Source organism: Butyrivibrio sp. NC3005 (genome assembly GCF_000424545.1).
Classification (GTDB): Bacteria; Bacillota; Clostridia; order Lachnospirales; family Lachnospiraceae; genus Butyrivibrio.
In genome coordinates, this window is record NZ_KE384206.1 from 111229 (window position 1) to 126818 (window position 15590).

14 protein-coding genes are annotated in these 15590 nt (G+C 29.6%); 11 read left to right on the top strand and 3 right to left on the bottom strand.

The annotated features are described in order from the left end of the window. Positions 1–5: 5 nt before the first annotated feature. The 11 genes from G634_RS0115375 (at position 6) to G634_RS0115425 (ending at position 12121) form a co-directional block, all read left to right on the top strand. Positions 6–677, top strand: a complete 672-nt coding sequence (locus G634_RS0115375; RefSeq protein ID WP_026506001.1) for a YveK family protein — start codon at positions 6–8, stop codon at positions 675–677. 12 nt (positions 678–689) lie between these two features. Continuing rightward, positions 690–1715, top strand: a complete 1026-nt coding sequence (locus tag G634_RS0115380; RefSeq protein WP_026506002.1) for a glycosyltransferase family A protein — start codon at positions 690–692, stop codon at positions 1713–1715. Continuing rightward, positions 1715–2926, top strand: coding sequence for a hypothetical protein (locus G634_RS0115385; protein ID WP_026506003.1), 1212 nt, complete (start codon positions 1715–1717; stop codon positions 2924–2926). The genes G634_RS0115380 and G634_RS0115385 overlap by 1 nt, the downstream gene beginning before the upstream one ends. Further along, complete coding sequence (locus G634_RS0115390; protein ID WP_026506004.1) at positions 2883–3989, top strand: glycosyltransferase; 1107 nt, start codon at positions 2883–2885, stop codon at positions 3987–3989. Before G634_RS0115385 ends, G634_RS0115390 begins: the two co-directional genes overlap by 44 nt. 18 nt (positions 3990–4007) lie before the next feature. Continuing rightward, positions 4008–4937: a beta-1,6-N-acetylglucosaminyltransferase gene (locus tag G634_RS0115395; protein WP_026506005.1), complete on the top strand. Its 930-nt coding sequence runs from the start codon at positions 4008–4010 to the stop codon at positions 4935–4937. After that, a complete protein-coding gene (locus tag G634_RS19620) occupies positions 4934–5953 on the top strand; it encodes a glycosyltransferase family 2 protein (RefSeq protein WP_051234119.1) in 1020 nt (339 codons plus the stop codon). The genes G634_RS0115395 and G634_RS19620 overlap by 4 nt, the downstream gene beginning before the upstream one ends. Positions 5954–6022: 69 nt before the next feature. Continuing rightward, positions 6023–7015, top strand: coding sequence for a glycosyltransferase family 2 protein (locus G634_RS0115405; protein ID WP_026506006.1), 993 nt, complete (start codon positions 6023–6025; stop codon positions 7013–7015). Between the two features lie 34 nt (positions 7016–7049). Next, positions 7050–8024, top strand: a complete 975-nt coding sequence (locus G634_RS19625) for a glycosyltransferase family 2 protein (protein ID WP_051234121.1) — start codon at positions 7050–7052, stop codon at positions 8022–8024. 26 nt (positions 8025–8050) lie between these two features. Beyond that, positions 8051–9589: a lipopolysaccharide biosynthesis protein gene (locus tag G634_RS0115415; protein ID WP_026506007.1), complete on the top strand. Its 1539-nt coding sequence runs from the start codon at positions 8051–8053 to the stop codon at positions 9587–9589. A gap of 29 nt (positions 9590–9618) precedes the next feature. Next, positions 9619–10902, top strand: a complete 1284-nt coding sequence (locus tag G634_RS0115420) for a nucleotidyltransferase domain-containing protein (protein ID WP_026506008.1) — start codon at positions 9619–9621, stop codon at positions 10900–10902. A gap of 187 nt (positions 10903–11089) precedes the next feature. Then, positions 11090–12121: a glycosyltransferase family 2 protein gene (locus G634_RS0115425; RefSeq protein WP_026506009.1), complete on the top strand. Its 1032-nt coding sequence runs from the start codon at positions 11090–11092 to the stop codon at positions 12119–12121. A 268-nt stretch (positions 12122–12389) separates the two neighbouring features. Here the strand turns inward: G634_RS0115425 and G634_RS0115430 are convergent, their stop codons facing one another. The 3 genes from G634_RS0115430 to G634_RS0115440 form a co-directional block, all read right to left on the bottom strand. After that, on the bottom strand, positions 12390–13307 hold the full coding sequence (locus G634_RS0115430) for a sensor histidine kinase (protein ID WP_026506010.1): 918 nt from the start codon (positions 13305–13307) through the stop codon (positions 12390–12392). A gap of 234 nt (positions 13308–13541) precedes the next feature. Continuing rightward, a complete protein-coding gene (locus G634_RS0115435) occupies positions 13542–14246 on the bottom strand; it encodes a response regulator transcription factor (RefSeq protein WP_081676672.1) in 705 nt (234 codons plus the stop codon). A gap of 47 nt (positions 14247–14293) precedes the next feature. Next, complete coding sequence (locus tag G634_RS0115440; protein WP_026506012.1) at positions 14294–15433, bottom strand: glycoside hydrolase family 5 protein; 1140 nt, start codon at positions 15431–15433, stop codon at positions 14294–14296. Positions 15434–15590 lie beyond the last annotated feature (157 nt).

A 15590-nucleotide genomic window follows, 5' to 3' on the forward strand; every position in this document is an offset into this window, starting at 1 on the left:
TTAATATGGATATTCGCGTTGAAGATTTTATAGAAAGCTTTTTGTACATTTTGAAGAATATCTTTGCCTGTGTACTAGGCGGATGTATTGGTTTTATTGCTGTTATTTTGATTACTGTTCTCAATCCAGTAACAAATTCATATTGTGCTTCAACAACAATTTATAATGCCTTTTATGGCGAGTCTGGACAGTCTTCTAAAACAGCAAGCATTGTAACAACTTATTCTTCATTGGTTCAGGGAACAACAGTTTGTACACGTGCTGCTTCAATGATTTCAGGAACGAAATTGTCAGCCAAGGATATTCAAAATATGATTGGCATAACTAAATCCACAGATGATATAACCTTAACTGTTTCTGCATATAGTTCTGATCCAGCGCTTTCAGTTGAAATTGCTAATGCTGTATCAAAATCATTTGCAATAGAGATTAAGAATATGACTGGAACAGATGCAGTACAAATCCTTGAGCCTGCACAAGAGGCTTATGTAGTTTCTAAAGGCCTTACTGAAGTTTGGAAAAAGCGTATACTTGGATTTGCATTTGGTTTTGTTGTTGTTGCAGCATTTTATTTTTGCAAAGAATTTTTCTCTGGAAAAATAAGAGAAGCAAGCCAATGCGCAATTTCTGAAAATGACAACATAATTGCTATAATTCCCAAATCAAAGTTAAAGTGATGTGATTAAAAAATGGAAAACAATATTAGTTTAAGTATTATTATACCTGCTTATAATGCACAAAATCATATTAAAAGCTGCTTAGATTCATTATTGTATGAATGCAATAATTCGACTATGTATAATCATATGGTTGAAATTATCATAATTGATGATGGAAGCACGGATGAAACTTTTGAAATTGCTAATTCATATTCTAAATTTTTTGATTCAACATATATTAATTTAAATGTTGTATCTCAAATAAATAGCGGAGTATCTCAAGCAAGAAATACAGGACTGTTTCTAGCATCTGGAAAATATATTTTTTTTCTAGATGCAGACGACTGTTTGCGTGAAAATTCGTTAACATCTATTTTTTCTGACATAGAAAAAAATTATGATTTTTGTGCCTATTCTCATCACAACCTTTTTATGGAATCAGGAAAACAGGAAGAGGTATCTCTTCCTGTTATAGGCGACAATATTGATAAAACCAACACAGCTGATTTCATTATGTATTCTACATCTAGTCTTAATGAATGCTGGGGAAAATTATTTAAAAACAGCATTATAAAGGAGCACCAGATTTGCTTTCAAAAGGGTATAAAAAGTGGAGAAGACTTATTGTTTGTTATGGAATACTATACTTATGCAAAGACAATTTCTTTTAAAAAGGAAAGTATTCTTAATTATAGAATTCATTCACAAAGTGCTATGCATGGATTTAATGTTGAAAACAGAATGAAATTTAACGAGTATTTATACTCTTATTATCTAAAGTACATAACCAATAAGAATGATGATTTAAAAAAAGCGGCATATGTCTATCATTTTAGGATAATGACAGATTTATTTCGAACTTACAGTATTCAAGAAAATGCTAAAAAAAATCTGACATTTTTATATGGATGTAATATGTCAAAAGATGTTATTAGTAAACTAAAATTTTCAGATATTCCACTATATAAACGTTTGGAATATTTGATGATGAAGTACAAATTAATTACTTTATCATTAGCATATTATAGATTGAAAGCGAAAGGATTATCGAAGTAATGTTATCATGGTATGCCATTGAAGGTGAAAAAAAGAAAAAATTTCATCAATCTTTATTTATAGCTGCTATGATTATACTTGCCATAAAGAACATAACAGATTCATCTATGATTTTGCGTAAACCAGATAAATTAGATGATTTTATGATTATATTATTTATATTTTTGATTAGCATAAAAATTCTAACTCAAAAATATACTTTTAAAAGCATTATTTTATCTGCTATGTTCTTTTTTACATGTGTTTTTACCTGCATAAAATGCCACTATTTTTATTTGTTCTTCACATCATTGTTATTATGTGCAATGCAGGAAATTGATTTAAAAAAAGTATTATCAGCAACGAGCATCACAAAGTTTGTTTTGCTTGGTTATCATGTGTTTTGCTATATAAAAGATTTAATATTCTTTCCTTGGAAAGTTACATATTCCTATAGATTAGGCGGAGGCCCGAGAATGACTTTTTATCAGGGACACGCCAATACATTTGCAATGTATATTTGTTGGTCATCACTTGAATTCTTATATGCCAAAAATGATAAATTAAAACCAGGTCACATAGGATTTATATGGTTTATCAATTTCATTTTTTATTTATGTTGTGATTCTAATACATCTTTTATTATTATCACATTAGCTTGTTTAAATATACTTGCATTTAAGTCTCTAACAGGAAGATACAAAAAAATCTTCGAGATTAATATAAAATTTTTATCTCGATATTTATACGCAGTATTATCAGTATTCTTTACAACCGTTATTATTGGTTTTGTAAACGGCTTTTTTTCTGATATTTTCAAAAAACTGGATAATTTTTTTACAGGTAGGCTTTTATATGGAGCTGTTGCCTATGATTTAAAAGGAATGTCCTGGTTTGGAAAAACTGTTGAATTTCCTCCCAAAATATATTGGAGAGGATATTGGATTGATAGTATGATTTTTGACAATTGCTTTATTTGGATGTTTATAAGTTATGGCGTTATCTATTTAATAATGATATCTTTTTTCTTTTGGAAATATGCCAAAGAAATGGAGACAATAGATTGTATTTTTTTGGTTTTATACACACTGTATACAATTATGGAAGCATATGTAATGAACTGCTCAATTTGTTTTTCACTTCTGATTGTAGGAATGTATATTGCCAAGGTACAGGAGAAAAAAAGAAATGAACACTTGCATAAGCATTATTATCCCAGCTTACAATATTGAGGGATACATTGGAAAATGTCTTGACAGTGCATTAAATCAAGATTTTCCTCAAAACGAAATAGAAGTAATAGTAATTGATGATGGATCGACAGATGAGACAGGTAAAATAATTGATACCTACGCCGAAAAAGATTCAAGAATAAAGGTGATTCATAAAAAAAATGAAGGTGTTTCAGCTGCTAGAAATGATGGAATTTCCATCGCTAAGGGCAAGTACATTCTATTTTTTGATGGTGATGATTTTGAAAAGCAAAATACATGCACTAAACTTGTTGAAATTGCAGAAAAGGATATTTCTGAAGCTGTAATATTTGGCTATTACAAATACGAAAGCCAGTCTAATATTACAGAATTAAAACCGATTTTTTCAAAAGATAAATATGAAGGTAAAATCGAAATCTTTAATAGTATTCTTCCGTATTTCGTTGGTTTATCTTTTGATAGTGTTAATAATTGGATTCAGGGAAAGAAAAATTCGCTTTATGTTGAAAACCCTGCATTATGGCATGTTTTACTTAGAAAAGATGTTATAATCAATAATAATCTATCCTTTGATACTACATTAAAAGTAGGAGAAGATACCGTATTCATTACCGAATATATCAGCTGTTGCAATAAAGTAAGTGTATGTCATGATAGTTTTTACTATCTTGTAACAAGAGAAAGCTCTGCGATATTTCGTTATGAACGCGAACCATTCTCTAAGCTTGAAGGTAAAAAAAGACTTAACATTGCCAGAGTAAAACTGACAAATAGAATAAAAAATCGTTCTAAAATTGATATTACTCCTACTTGGAGCGGAACAATTCTGATGTCGGTTGTAGAAATGGCATTTTTACTCTCCGCAAAAAACAATAGTATTAATCGACGAAAAAGATATGAAGCATTCAGATCTTTTGCAGATGAGGCAATTGTTCGCAATTTAGTATCAAAGTATAATCCGTGCAAAAGCGGTAGTACCATCAAAAAAATACCTTTACTTATGGTTAAAAAAGGTCATTATAAGCTGCTTTTTGATGCATGTACCATTTTGCATTTATTCAAATATAAGTTTACCAGATAAGTAAGATTGGGGAATAAAATGAAAATCGCATTTTTAAATCTGTGTCACACTGATCCTGAATTAGTAGCCCGCTGTGCAAAACGTTTGACAAAAGATGCTGATTTTGACATGTACGTTCATGTTGACGCAAAACAGAATATAGCACCATTTAAAAAATATTTAAATTCTATTGATAGAGTATACTTTACACCAAATAGATATCCAGTATACTGGGGAGGTTACAATGCGATTAATGCTTGTTTTGAACTTTTGAGAACAGCTTTAAATAGTAACGTAAAGTATGATTATTTTGTTATGATGCAAAATCTTGATTATCCTATAAAATCTAATCAATACATAAAAGAATTTTTTATAGCTAATAATGGAAGAGAGTTTATCAGAGGATGTCCAATAGCCCAAACCAGAGATTTTGAGTTCTCTCGAAAATATAAGCTTTACTATAAAAAAGATAATCCATATGGAAAATGTTCTCACAAAAATCCGCATAAGCTCTTGCTCATGGCTTATACTGCATTGATGAGTATTACTACTTTTTTTTCTAATGGTGTAATAAAAGAAGAAGATGGTGATTATCCAATTTACTATGGATGTGCTCAATGGGCAGTATCAAGAGATTGTGCGAAATATCTTGATACATTTGAAAAAACTCATAAACGTTTTAATGAAAAAATGCGTATTATGCAGTTTCCTGATGAGGAATATTTTCATACGGTTGTTCACAACAGCAAATTCAAAGACAAGTGTATTCTACACAATGAACCAATGAAACGCTGGCTTGTTAACTGGAGAAATCTAACTTACTTTGAATTTCCAAAAGAAGTTACGGTAATGACTGAACAAGATTACGATAAAATACGTATTCAGAAAGATTTATTCGTTCGCAAAGTCAGAACTGGAAAATCTGATAAACTTTTAGATTTACTGGATAAGGAGTGTATAAATAAATGACATCTACCAACGATAGTCGTTTTGAAAATAAAATATCTGTTATTGTACCTATATTCAGAGTCGAGCAATATTTAGAAAGATGCTTAGATTCAATTTTAGCTCAGAGCTATACTAATTTGGAAATAATTCTTATTGATGATGGTTCTGATGACAAATGTCCTCAAATTTGTGATGAATATGCCAAAAAAGATAGTCGAATAGTAGTAGTTCATCAGGAAAATCGAGGAGTAGCCGACGCAAGAAATATTGGACTCAAAAAAGCCAGCGGAGATTTTATTACATTTGTTGATCCTGATGATTATATTAACAATCATATGTATGAAATTCTAATGAATCAAATTATTGATTTTGAAGCTGATATAGCCATGTGTGATTACAAATATGTCTATGATAACGATGTTGACAAAATGGTTCATGATAATCTACCTGTAAACGTTAGTAAATCTGTTTTAAATGGCAAAGAAGCATTACTTCAGGGATATGCTTCTTATCAGGATGGCGTTACTTTCTCAGTCTTGTGGAATAAATTATGTAAAAAATCTTTATATGATGACATTGATTTTCCTTCAAAAAGAATTTATGAAGACGAGGCAAGCGTTTTTAAAATATTATATAAAGCATCACGCATAATATATCTTAATCAGCCTTTATACTTCTATCACCAGCACAAAGCAAGTATTGTTGGAAAGAAGCTAACACCAAAAAATATACAGCTTTTAGACGCTTATATTGATAAACTTAATTTTTATAATCAAAAAAAAGAATACTTTTTTTGGACAAAAGAATTATCACATCTTCTTCATATGTTTTGTTTTCTTCAATACAGATTTGATAAAGAAAATATAAAACAAGATATTTTTAAGGGAGATAGAGCAAAATCAGTTAAAAAGACTATACAAAACATAGGTAAAAAATGTAAAATGGATTTTAGACTAAAAACTGAATGCTTTTTATTTATGTATTTTCCGAATATTTATTTTTTTATTTGGAAGTGCCAGAAAAAGCGAATCCATTAAGTATTCTAATGTTTTTTATAAAAGGATTTAATGGATTTAGTTAGACATCAGGTTAATGTGAGGGGATAAATGGGTAATTTAGTAAGCGTTATTATTCCAATATATAACGTCGAACAATATTTAAAAAAATGTTTGGATTCAGTTGTTAATCAAACATATAAAAATCTTGAAATCATATTGATAGATGATGGTTCAACTGATTCAAGCTATGATATTTGTAAACAATATCAAAATAATGATTCTAGAATTCGATTATTTCATATAAATAATTCTGGTCAATCAAATGCAAGAAATCTCGGAATAAAAGAATCGACAGGAGATTACTTATATTTTGCTGACAGTGATGATTATCTGCACGAGGATTTGATTTCTTTTTGTATGGAGAAAATTGAACAAAATCGCCTAGATACGATTATGTTTAATTATACTCATGTTTTTTCAAATGGAAAAGAATGCGAAGAACGTCATTTTTCAGAAATCTCAATTGATTTAACAAATCAAAAATCAAGAATGTATTTTATTACCAATATTTTTCTTCCATATAAATGTGGATTTGAAGTGTGGAACAGATTATATAGCGCCAAGGTTATTAAAAATAATAATTTATCCTTTCCTATATACAAACCTGTATTAGGCGAGGACGTATGCTTTAATCTAAAATACCTCATGTATTCCAGAAAAGCTTTAGTTACAAACAAAAGATTGTATTATTATCGACATAGAGAAGGCTCTACAATATCCAAAGTCAAAGATAAAAACATTCTTGAAAGGTATGTGCAGATTAGTTCTGATGTATTTGATTTGATATCAAAAAATGAAGAAAAATCATACATTGCAAGACATTATTATCTTATACACATCCTTTTACTTTATCACGAACTTATGAATGAAAGTTTAAAAAGTCAAAGGATAATTATAAAGCATTTATCAAATAAAAAAGCTTTTAGATTAATGCTTAATCTTTCTTTAACAAAGTTTTATGTCACAGTAAATACACTCGGGATAACAAGAGGAATAAAATATACAATATATTCTTTTTTGTATTATTGCTGGTCATTATAACATGAAGAATATATATTCGCTTGGAGGTTTAAGCATGGAACAAGTGCTTGTAAGTGTAATTGTACCTATTTACAAGGTTGAAGGTTGTTTAAAAATATGCATCGAAAGCATCTTAAATCAAACATATTCCAACCTTGAGATTATATTAGTTGATGATGGGTCACCAGATAATTGTGGTCAGATATGCGATGAATATGCTATTAAAGATTTCAGAATACAAGTCATTCATAAGGAAAATGGCGGCCTTTCTGATGCGAGAAACGCAGGTATAGAAGTTGCTACTGGTGAATACCTTGTTTTTATTGATTCGGATGATTCGATTCATCCTCAAATGATAGAATTACTGATAAAACCAATTTTAGCAGGAAAAGCACAACTTAGCGTATGTGATTTTAATCCAATTACAGAGCCAGAAGTAACAAATACTTCATTTATAAATAATGAGAAGTGTGTTTACATTCATTCCTTGGCAGATAGACATAAATACTATTTTGAAGAAGAAAAAATAGTAACATTTGTTGTTGCATGGAATAAAATGTATCCAGCCTATTTTTTCAAAAATATTAGATATCCAAAAGGAAAGATTCACGAAGATGAATTTACCACATATAAGCTTTTGGATAGAGCTGATACAATCTGCTACATAGAACACCCTCTTTATAATTATCTTAGTCGACAAAATAGTATCATGAAAGAAAGTTTTTCTGAAAAGAATCTTTCCAAGTTTGATGCCTATGAAGAACGAATGGATTATTATTATCAAAGAAATGATTACTATTCTTTGGAAAAAATCCTGAATTTATATCGATTATATTTCAGAAATCTAGCGCGACATACTATTTTTCAAAATGATCTTTCAGTAGAATATTTTAAAAAATATTCATCGCATTATAAAAAAATCATTAAAAAGTATGTTATCGTTCTACCAGTGCCTTTAAAGAAAAAACTTGGCTATATGGCTTTTGCTATTTGTCCAAAATTATATATAAAACGTAAATTGAATTTCTGACAGAAACATATTATAAGGAAGTTAAAATGAGTAATAAAAAGAAAATTGCTATCAATATGATAGCTCAGTTCATTTCATTTATTGTGAATTTAGGAATAAATTTTATATTAGCGCCTTTTATCAGCAAAAATGTTGGAAAAGATATATATGGATTTATCAATTTAGCTTTTCAGACAACGGGCTATATTACAATCGTTACATCTGCTCTAAATGCAATGCTCGGAAGGTATATAACAATAAATGTAAGTAGGAAAGATTATGAATCTGCTAGATCATATTTTTCATCTGCAATGGCTGCTAATATAATTATGTCAGCGATTTGTTTTCTTCCTGTTACATGTTCTATTTTATATTTGGACAAGTGGCTTCAAATTCCTGCAAAAAATACTTTGGACGTAAAATTATTATGGGCTTTTATCTTTTTTGATTTTTTTGCAAGTCTTATTACAAATAGCTATGGTGTTTCAACTTTTGCTGCAAATAGATTAGACTTATCTGCTAGAAGAGCAATGGAATGTAATTTTATTAGAGCTACCCTGTTATTTATTCTATTTGCTTTCTTTCCATCAAATGCATGGTATGTTGGTTTAACAAAATTTATCACTGGCTTTTATATAATTGCTACTAATATTTACTTTACCAAAAAGCTAACCCCAGAATTATACTTCAAAAAAAGTCTTGTAAAATTATCTTCAATCATGGATTTAATAAAGACCGGAATATGGAACTCGGTTCAGCAGTTATCTGCTATTCTTGTAAATGGATGTGATACGCTTATTACAAATCTCTATATAAATGCAGCATCAATGACATTGATGACATTTGCCAAAACATTTCCAAATTATTTAATGTCAATTATAGGCATTGTTTGCAGTTCTTTCGGCCCAGAAATGACCTATATCTATGCTGAAGGAGACATGGACAAATTTACCACATATGTAAAGCATGCTATTAAAGTCTGTGGTTTTATATGTTCGATTCCAATACTTGGATTTATAGCCTTTGGAACTGAGTTCTTTAGTTTGTGGCTTCCAGCTTATAATTCATCGGAGATTAGAACCATCCAGATTCTTTCAATAATGATTTTGGCTCAAACTGTTTTTGATGTTTATATTTATCCACTTTATACTGTTAATCAAATAACAGCCAAGCTAAGAATACCAGTGTTTGTTTCTTTAGGAATAGGAGTTGCCAATATAATTGGTTCAATCCTGTTGTGTGAACATTCCAGTCTTGGAATTTATGCGATTCAGATAGTCAGCTCTATTTTATTAACTGCAAGAGTATTCTTCTTTGCGCCAATATATGCAGCTCATATTCTTAAACAAAAATGGTGGACTTTCTACATACCATTGTTACGAGGAACGTTTTCATCAATAATTGTATTTTTATGTTTTGCTACAATAAGATATTTTGTTACAATTAATTCATGGTTAATGCTTATTATAATATCAATTTTCAGTGGTATTTTGGGATATGCAATTAATTATGTAATTGTTCTTAATAAAGAAGAGAGAATAATGGCTAGAGAACTTATTTCGAAAAAACTCAAGCGAAAAAAATAAGCACAAGAAAAAAGTAAGGGGAAAGTGTTATGGAAAAACATGATATTGCAAAACCGGTTATTACAGAAAATACGGTTGATAATTTTCTGAAATTGCTAGGAATGGGAATGCAAAAAGGTTATGATCAAAATAAGATTAATGAAATAATAAAGCAAGAGGGGTTAAATAATCTTTTTTGTATTGCTGATTCAAATAATGTTATGCCGTTTTTATATAAAACTGTTGCAGCATACAATGGTACAGAGGATGACAAAAAACTTTTGACATTGTGGAAAAATCACACTCAAAAAACAATGTTCACAGAGATGTCTAAATCAATGCAAATTTTCAAATTATCCAAGAAAGCAAAAGAAGAAAATCTTACCTTTGTTTTCTTTAAGGGGATAGTATTAGCATCTTTGTATCCTCAATCATTTGAAAGACCTGGATGTGATTCAGATATTTTTGTCTATGAGGAAGAAAAGGAAGATGCTATAAAACTTCTTAATAATATGGATTACAGGTTGATAGAAGATGAGTGTAAAGAGAACGTATTGGTTTTTCTCCATGAAAATCCAAAACATGTAATTGAACTTCACACAAGATTATGGGAAGATTTTACAGGGCCTAAAATTGAAAAGTTAAAGGAAATGGATTTAACAAACAGAGATTCACTGGTGAATATATGTGCATGTAATATTCACATAACCACACTCGGTTACGAAGAACATTTGATTTATCAAATGTTTCATGTTATAAAGCATTTTTCGCTTGATGGAATTGGAATGCGCTATTTACTTGATATAACCTATTATATCAATGCCTACTATGCCAAAATTGATTGGGAAAACTTTTGGAAAAAGATTGAATATTTAGGCTATTCATGTTTTTGTGATAGTTTTTTCAAGATTTGCATTGATTATTTAGGTATGAACCCAAAAATTCTTGCAAACAGAAATGTAAGAGTTACAAAGGAAATCGAACAATTCAAGCTAGATCTTTTGTATGGCGGACATACAATTAAAAAGGATGCTGATTGGCAAATAATGGGCGCGATGGCTCCCTATTTTACAGGAAATGCCAAAGTAGCATCATCTGAAGTTTCTAGGAAAATTCAGATGATTTTTCCTAGCGTTAAAAGTATACCTTCTTGCTATACTTATGTTAAAAAGCATCCGTGCCTTTTGCCATTTGCTTGGATACAAAGAGATTTTAAATTTTTATGGAAGTATATTTTCCATCATGATCAAGTCTATTCTGTCAAAGAAAAGATTAATGTTGGTGAAAACAGATTATCTTTGATAAAAAATCTAGGTTTGAATGCAAACGATTGAAGACTTTTGAAAGCTTTTAATAGAACTATACGTCAAGAATCGAAATGTTAAACTTACAGATTACTACTTTTTTATAATTTCGATTCTTGATAATACTAATTTATTTGTTTCATAAAGTCATTATTCATTTTATTAGTTAAATTTGCTAATAAAAGTACTATCTATAATAATGTGGTGAGTATAAAAGATGTTAAATGGGGATTTGATATCTGTTGTAGTTCCAGTATATCAATGTTCGAATACAATTGATGATTGTTTGCAAAGTATCCTTAGTCAAACATACTCGAATATTGAAATACTCATAATAGATGATGGTTCAACAGATTCAACAGCGAAAAAAGTATTAAGCTACACAAAAAACGATAAGCGCATAAAGCTATTTACGCAAACAAGACAAGGAGTATCTGTTGCAAGAAATAGAGGAATTGAACATGCAAAAGGAAACTACATAGTTTTTATTGACGGGGATGATTTTGTGCAAAAAGACTATATTTATAAAATGTGGTCTATTATAAAAAAAAGCCAGACAGATTTGGTCATATGTGGGTACAACAGACTCATCTATGATGTTACAATTCCTCAAAAGCCTCTTTTACGGAACAGTAATTTAACATCAAAAGAGTTTATAAAGATGACTTTAATTGATCCTGGACATCACTATTTTGGTGTTGTTTGGAACAAAATGTTTTGCTTAGATGTCATTAAAAAAAATAGAGTTTATTTTCATTCTGACATAACATTAGGAGAAGATTTTGTATTTTTACTAGAGTATCTCTTATTTATAAATAATGTCAGAATAATCCATAACAAACTATACTTTTATAGATATCAAAATCGAAATAGCTTATCAAGAATTTATTGCAAAAATCGGAAAGACTGTCAACTAGAACTTGAAAATAGGGAAAAAATCTTTGCCCAGTACATTAAAGATTTTAAAAAATTTGATTTACAAAATGAATATAATAAAGAAATGCACAAATATTGGATTATGTTTTATATACGACAGATTTATAGTATTAAACATGAATACAAATGGTCGCTAGAAGATAAGAACAATTGGAAAAAAGAACTCGAGGAAAACTCTTTAATTAAGTATTCAAAATCATTATTTTCAGACTCAGAGATTAGCAAACTATATTTTGAGCATTTGATTCATTCAAGTTTTCGAAAAATAGAAAAAAATACCTTTTATATGACAGTAAAATCATTAAAACACTGACATGTAATTTCATACATATTTTTGTAAATATCAAATATAATTAAAAAATACTAGACTTCTTGTTGAGATTTGGATTAATCATCAGCAAGAAGTCTAGTATTTTTCTGTATCTATCTAATAATAAAAAATCTATATTTTTTCACATTGTAACAAAAAACACGCAACTAGCAATTTAAAAAGAATTTGCCCAAGAACAGTTTGCAACTTAGCATTGTTCTCACAAAATTCGCAGTCAATGCGGGTTTAATGCTTTTATGTTAAAAATATTTTACATACTATAAACCGGAAGAAGAATATTAAAAATACACTTTTCTTCAGTTGGAATAGAGGTACACCAGATTTTTCCTTCGTGCTTCTCAATTATTGATCTACAAATGGTCAATCCAAGCCCTATTCCTGATTTCGAAGAAGGAGTTCTAGCATTTTGAGCTGTATATGTTCTTTCAAAAATATGAGAAATCATATCTTGTGTCATAATTGACCCTGTATTCCAAATTTTTATATAGCAATATGCTGTACCCGGATTAGAGTGTATAAAAACATCTATATCTTTATCTGATATACATGTTCCATCCGATTGTGTCTTTACAATTTCTTTAATATGAAAATCGTCCAATAATAAAGCTTCAAGACTAATGATATCGTCTTTCTTTGAAGCTTTTAAAGCATTTTCTAAAAGATTATCAATAGCTCTGGTTAGATAATCAATATCAATATTAGCAGAATAAGGAAAATCCATAGGAATATTAATCATCAATTTTCTTTCGGAATATTTTTGTTCAACCATACGCTGATAAAATAAATCTTCCAAAAATGAACCTATTGGAACATTTTTAAAAGAAAATAACTGATTGGAAGATTTTAGTTTTGTCAAAAGAAAAATATTTTCAACCATATGCTCAAGAGTTAAGGTCCTTTTATACATTATATTTAATGTTTCACTAATTTCTTCTTTTGATAAATCCTTCTGTTCAAGTAAATATTCCAAAGAATTATGGATTGTTGTAATAGGAGAGCGAAGATCATGTGAGATATTACTAAAAATATCATCTCTTTCTCTCATAACTCGAGCTAATTTCTGATTCGATTCGTATAATGCCTTTGTTAGGTTTTCAATTGCAAGTTCAGGAGCTTGATACTCTTTTTTTTCAAGCTCCTGAACTTCTTTATAATCTTTAGTATTCAATATCTAAGCACCTCGGCTCCTCTAAGAAAATAATGTTTTAAAATTTTATACAATCTATGATTTTTCATAGTAAATCAATATTATTTACTTTTGACACATTTACAGATTAACAAATAAATATTTTTTATTTCGCAAATTATTAAAATAAGTGTTTTAACTAATTACTAGAATAAATATTTTTTATTTATTCTAGTAAAATCTTAATATAAAAGACTTATCCATGCTTACATATAATCAACTTTTTAAAGTAAATCGATAGCCTTTTCCATATTCGGTTTCAATTGCATTTTCCAAGTCACTAAAACATGATAAACGATTTCTTACTCGACTGGCAAGAACCATGACACTACGCCTATCTTTTTCTTCATAAAACCCCCATATCTTATTTCCAATTTCTTCAAAAGTAACTAATCTACGAGCATTCTCCATCATATATTGTAAAAAAGAAAACTCTCTGTTAGATAAAGGCACCTCTTGATCTAGGTAAAATAGCTTTCGATCTAACCTATTTAACAAAAGAGGAGGAAATGACAAAGTCTGAATTGAACTCTTTTGTTTAACATTCTTCTTTATTAAAAGAGATTCCTTTCGAAGTTGAACCTGAATTCTTGCGGATAATTCAGCAAGACTAAAAGGTTTACACATATAATCATCAGCACCATTTAAAAGACCTTTAATTTTGTTTTCTTCATCATCTTTTCCAGTCAAAAAGATAATGGGTACCTTAGAAAACTGACGAATCCTACACATTGCCTCAAACCCATCTATATTGGGCATCATAACATCCAGCAAAATAATATCAGCAGAATTATTTTTCAAATAATCTATTCCTTCTAGTGGATCAGAGAAACACAATACATTATATCCCTTTTGAACAAAGTACTTCTTATTTAAAAAAAGAAGCTCTGTATCGTCGTCAATCATTAAAATATTACTCATAAAAAATAAACTTTCTTAACTCCTTATCCCCAAAAAATATATTAAAATCAGCGAAAAAAAGGATTAAAATAAACTCCTTGTCGGTACTTTTTTGCATAACCAGCTTTAATGGCACGTATTAAATCCTCATGAATTACGTGATAATCAACTCTTGAAAAAAGAGCACTGTCACTTCCATTGTCCCACCAAAAGTATCCCATATGTTCTTTTCTTGTTATATACACCCAATGAGATAGAGCAGCAATTCGCACATTCATGTCTTCTCTATCAAATGTACCAGACTCATCAATAACTACAGGAATATTATATTTCTTGCTATAATTTGAAAGAGAAGCAACAACAGCATTAATTCCATCCTGCTTTGTAGCATAATTGTGAACACTCATAATAAGCCTTCCTTTTACAGCATCTTCAAAAGGCTTATAAAACAAAGATTCAATTTCACATGAATCCACAGAAGCTCCCCAGGTTGTTAACATCAAATATCTAGTTGCATTATTTCCACCTGAGCCTCTTACAACATTTATAAAATGCTGATCAAGGTCATGAACGACTCTAAAATCCTTATAGCTTTGCCCCCAGTCCCAATTACCATCAACGTTGATGATCTCATTTGTAGCCTGAAAAATTAAGTGTTCATCATAATTCTTAAAATACTCTGCAATCTGTGCCCAAAGCGCTGTTAAATCAGTTGATGACTGAGCATAAGTATCAGTATCAGCAAAAATCCAACTGTATTGCTTATCCATACCTGCATCATGATGTACATCAATTACTACATATAAATTTTCATTTATAGCATAATCAACCACCTCAGATACACGCTTAAGCCACTCTGGATCAATTTTCTTCTTGGAATCAATATGATTGTAATAAGTTACAGGAATCCTAACAGAACTAAAACCAGCTTTTTTAACAGCCTTAAAAAGCTTGGAAGTAGCCTTTTTATTGCCCCAGATTTCCTCTGTATCTTTTGTGTACCCCAGTTTTTTATTGACACAATCCAAACTGTTTCCCAAGTTCCATCCAATTCCAAGCTTCTCAATAATATCTGCAGGTACTCGGGAATTAGTAGCTGCACCAGATGTAGTTATTACAGGCATCATATTGAATACAATAGAACAAATGCAGCAAAAAGATAAAATAGTAGTAATAAGTTTAGTCTTGTAAATATTAAGTTTTTTCAAGTTCGTTCTCCTAAATATCAGATTAATCCCTTTCGCGATATATCTTCCTATTATCATGACTTCTTACTAAGATTTAGAATAATCATTAGTAAAAATCCTGCTTTGAAGGACAAAATAACTCTTACAATAGATTTTGGTCTAGTATGGTTCATTATTT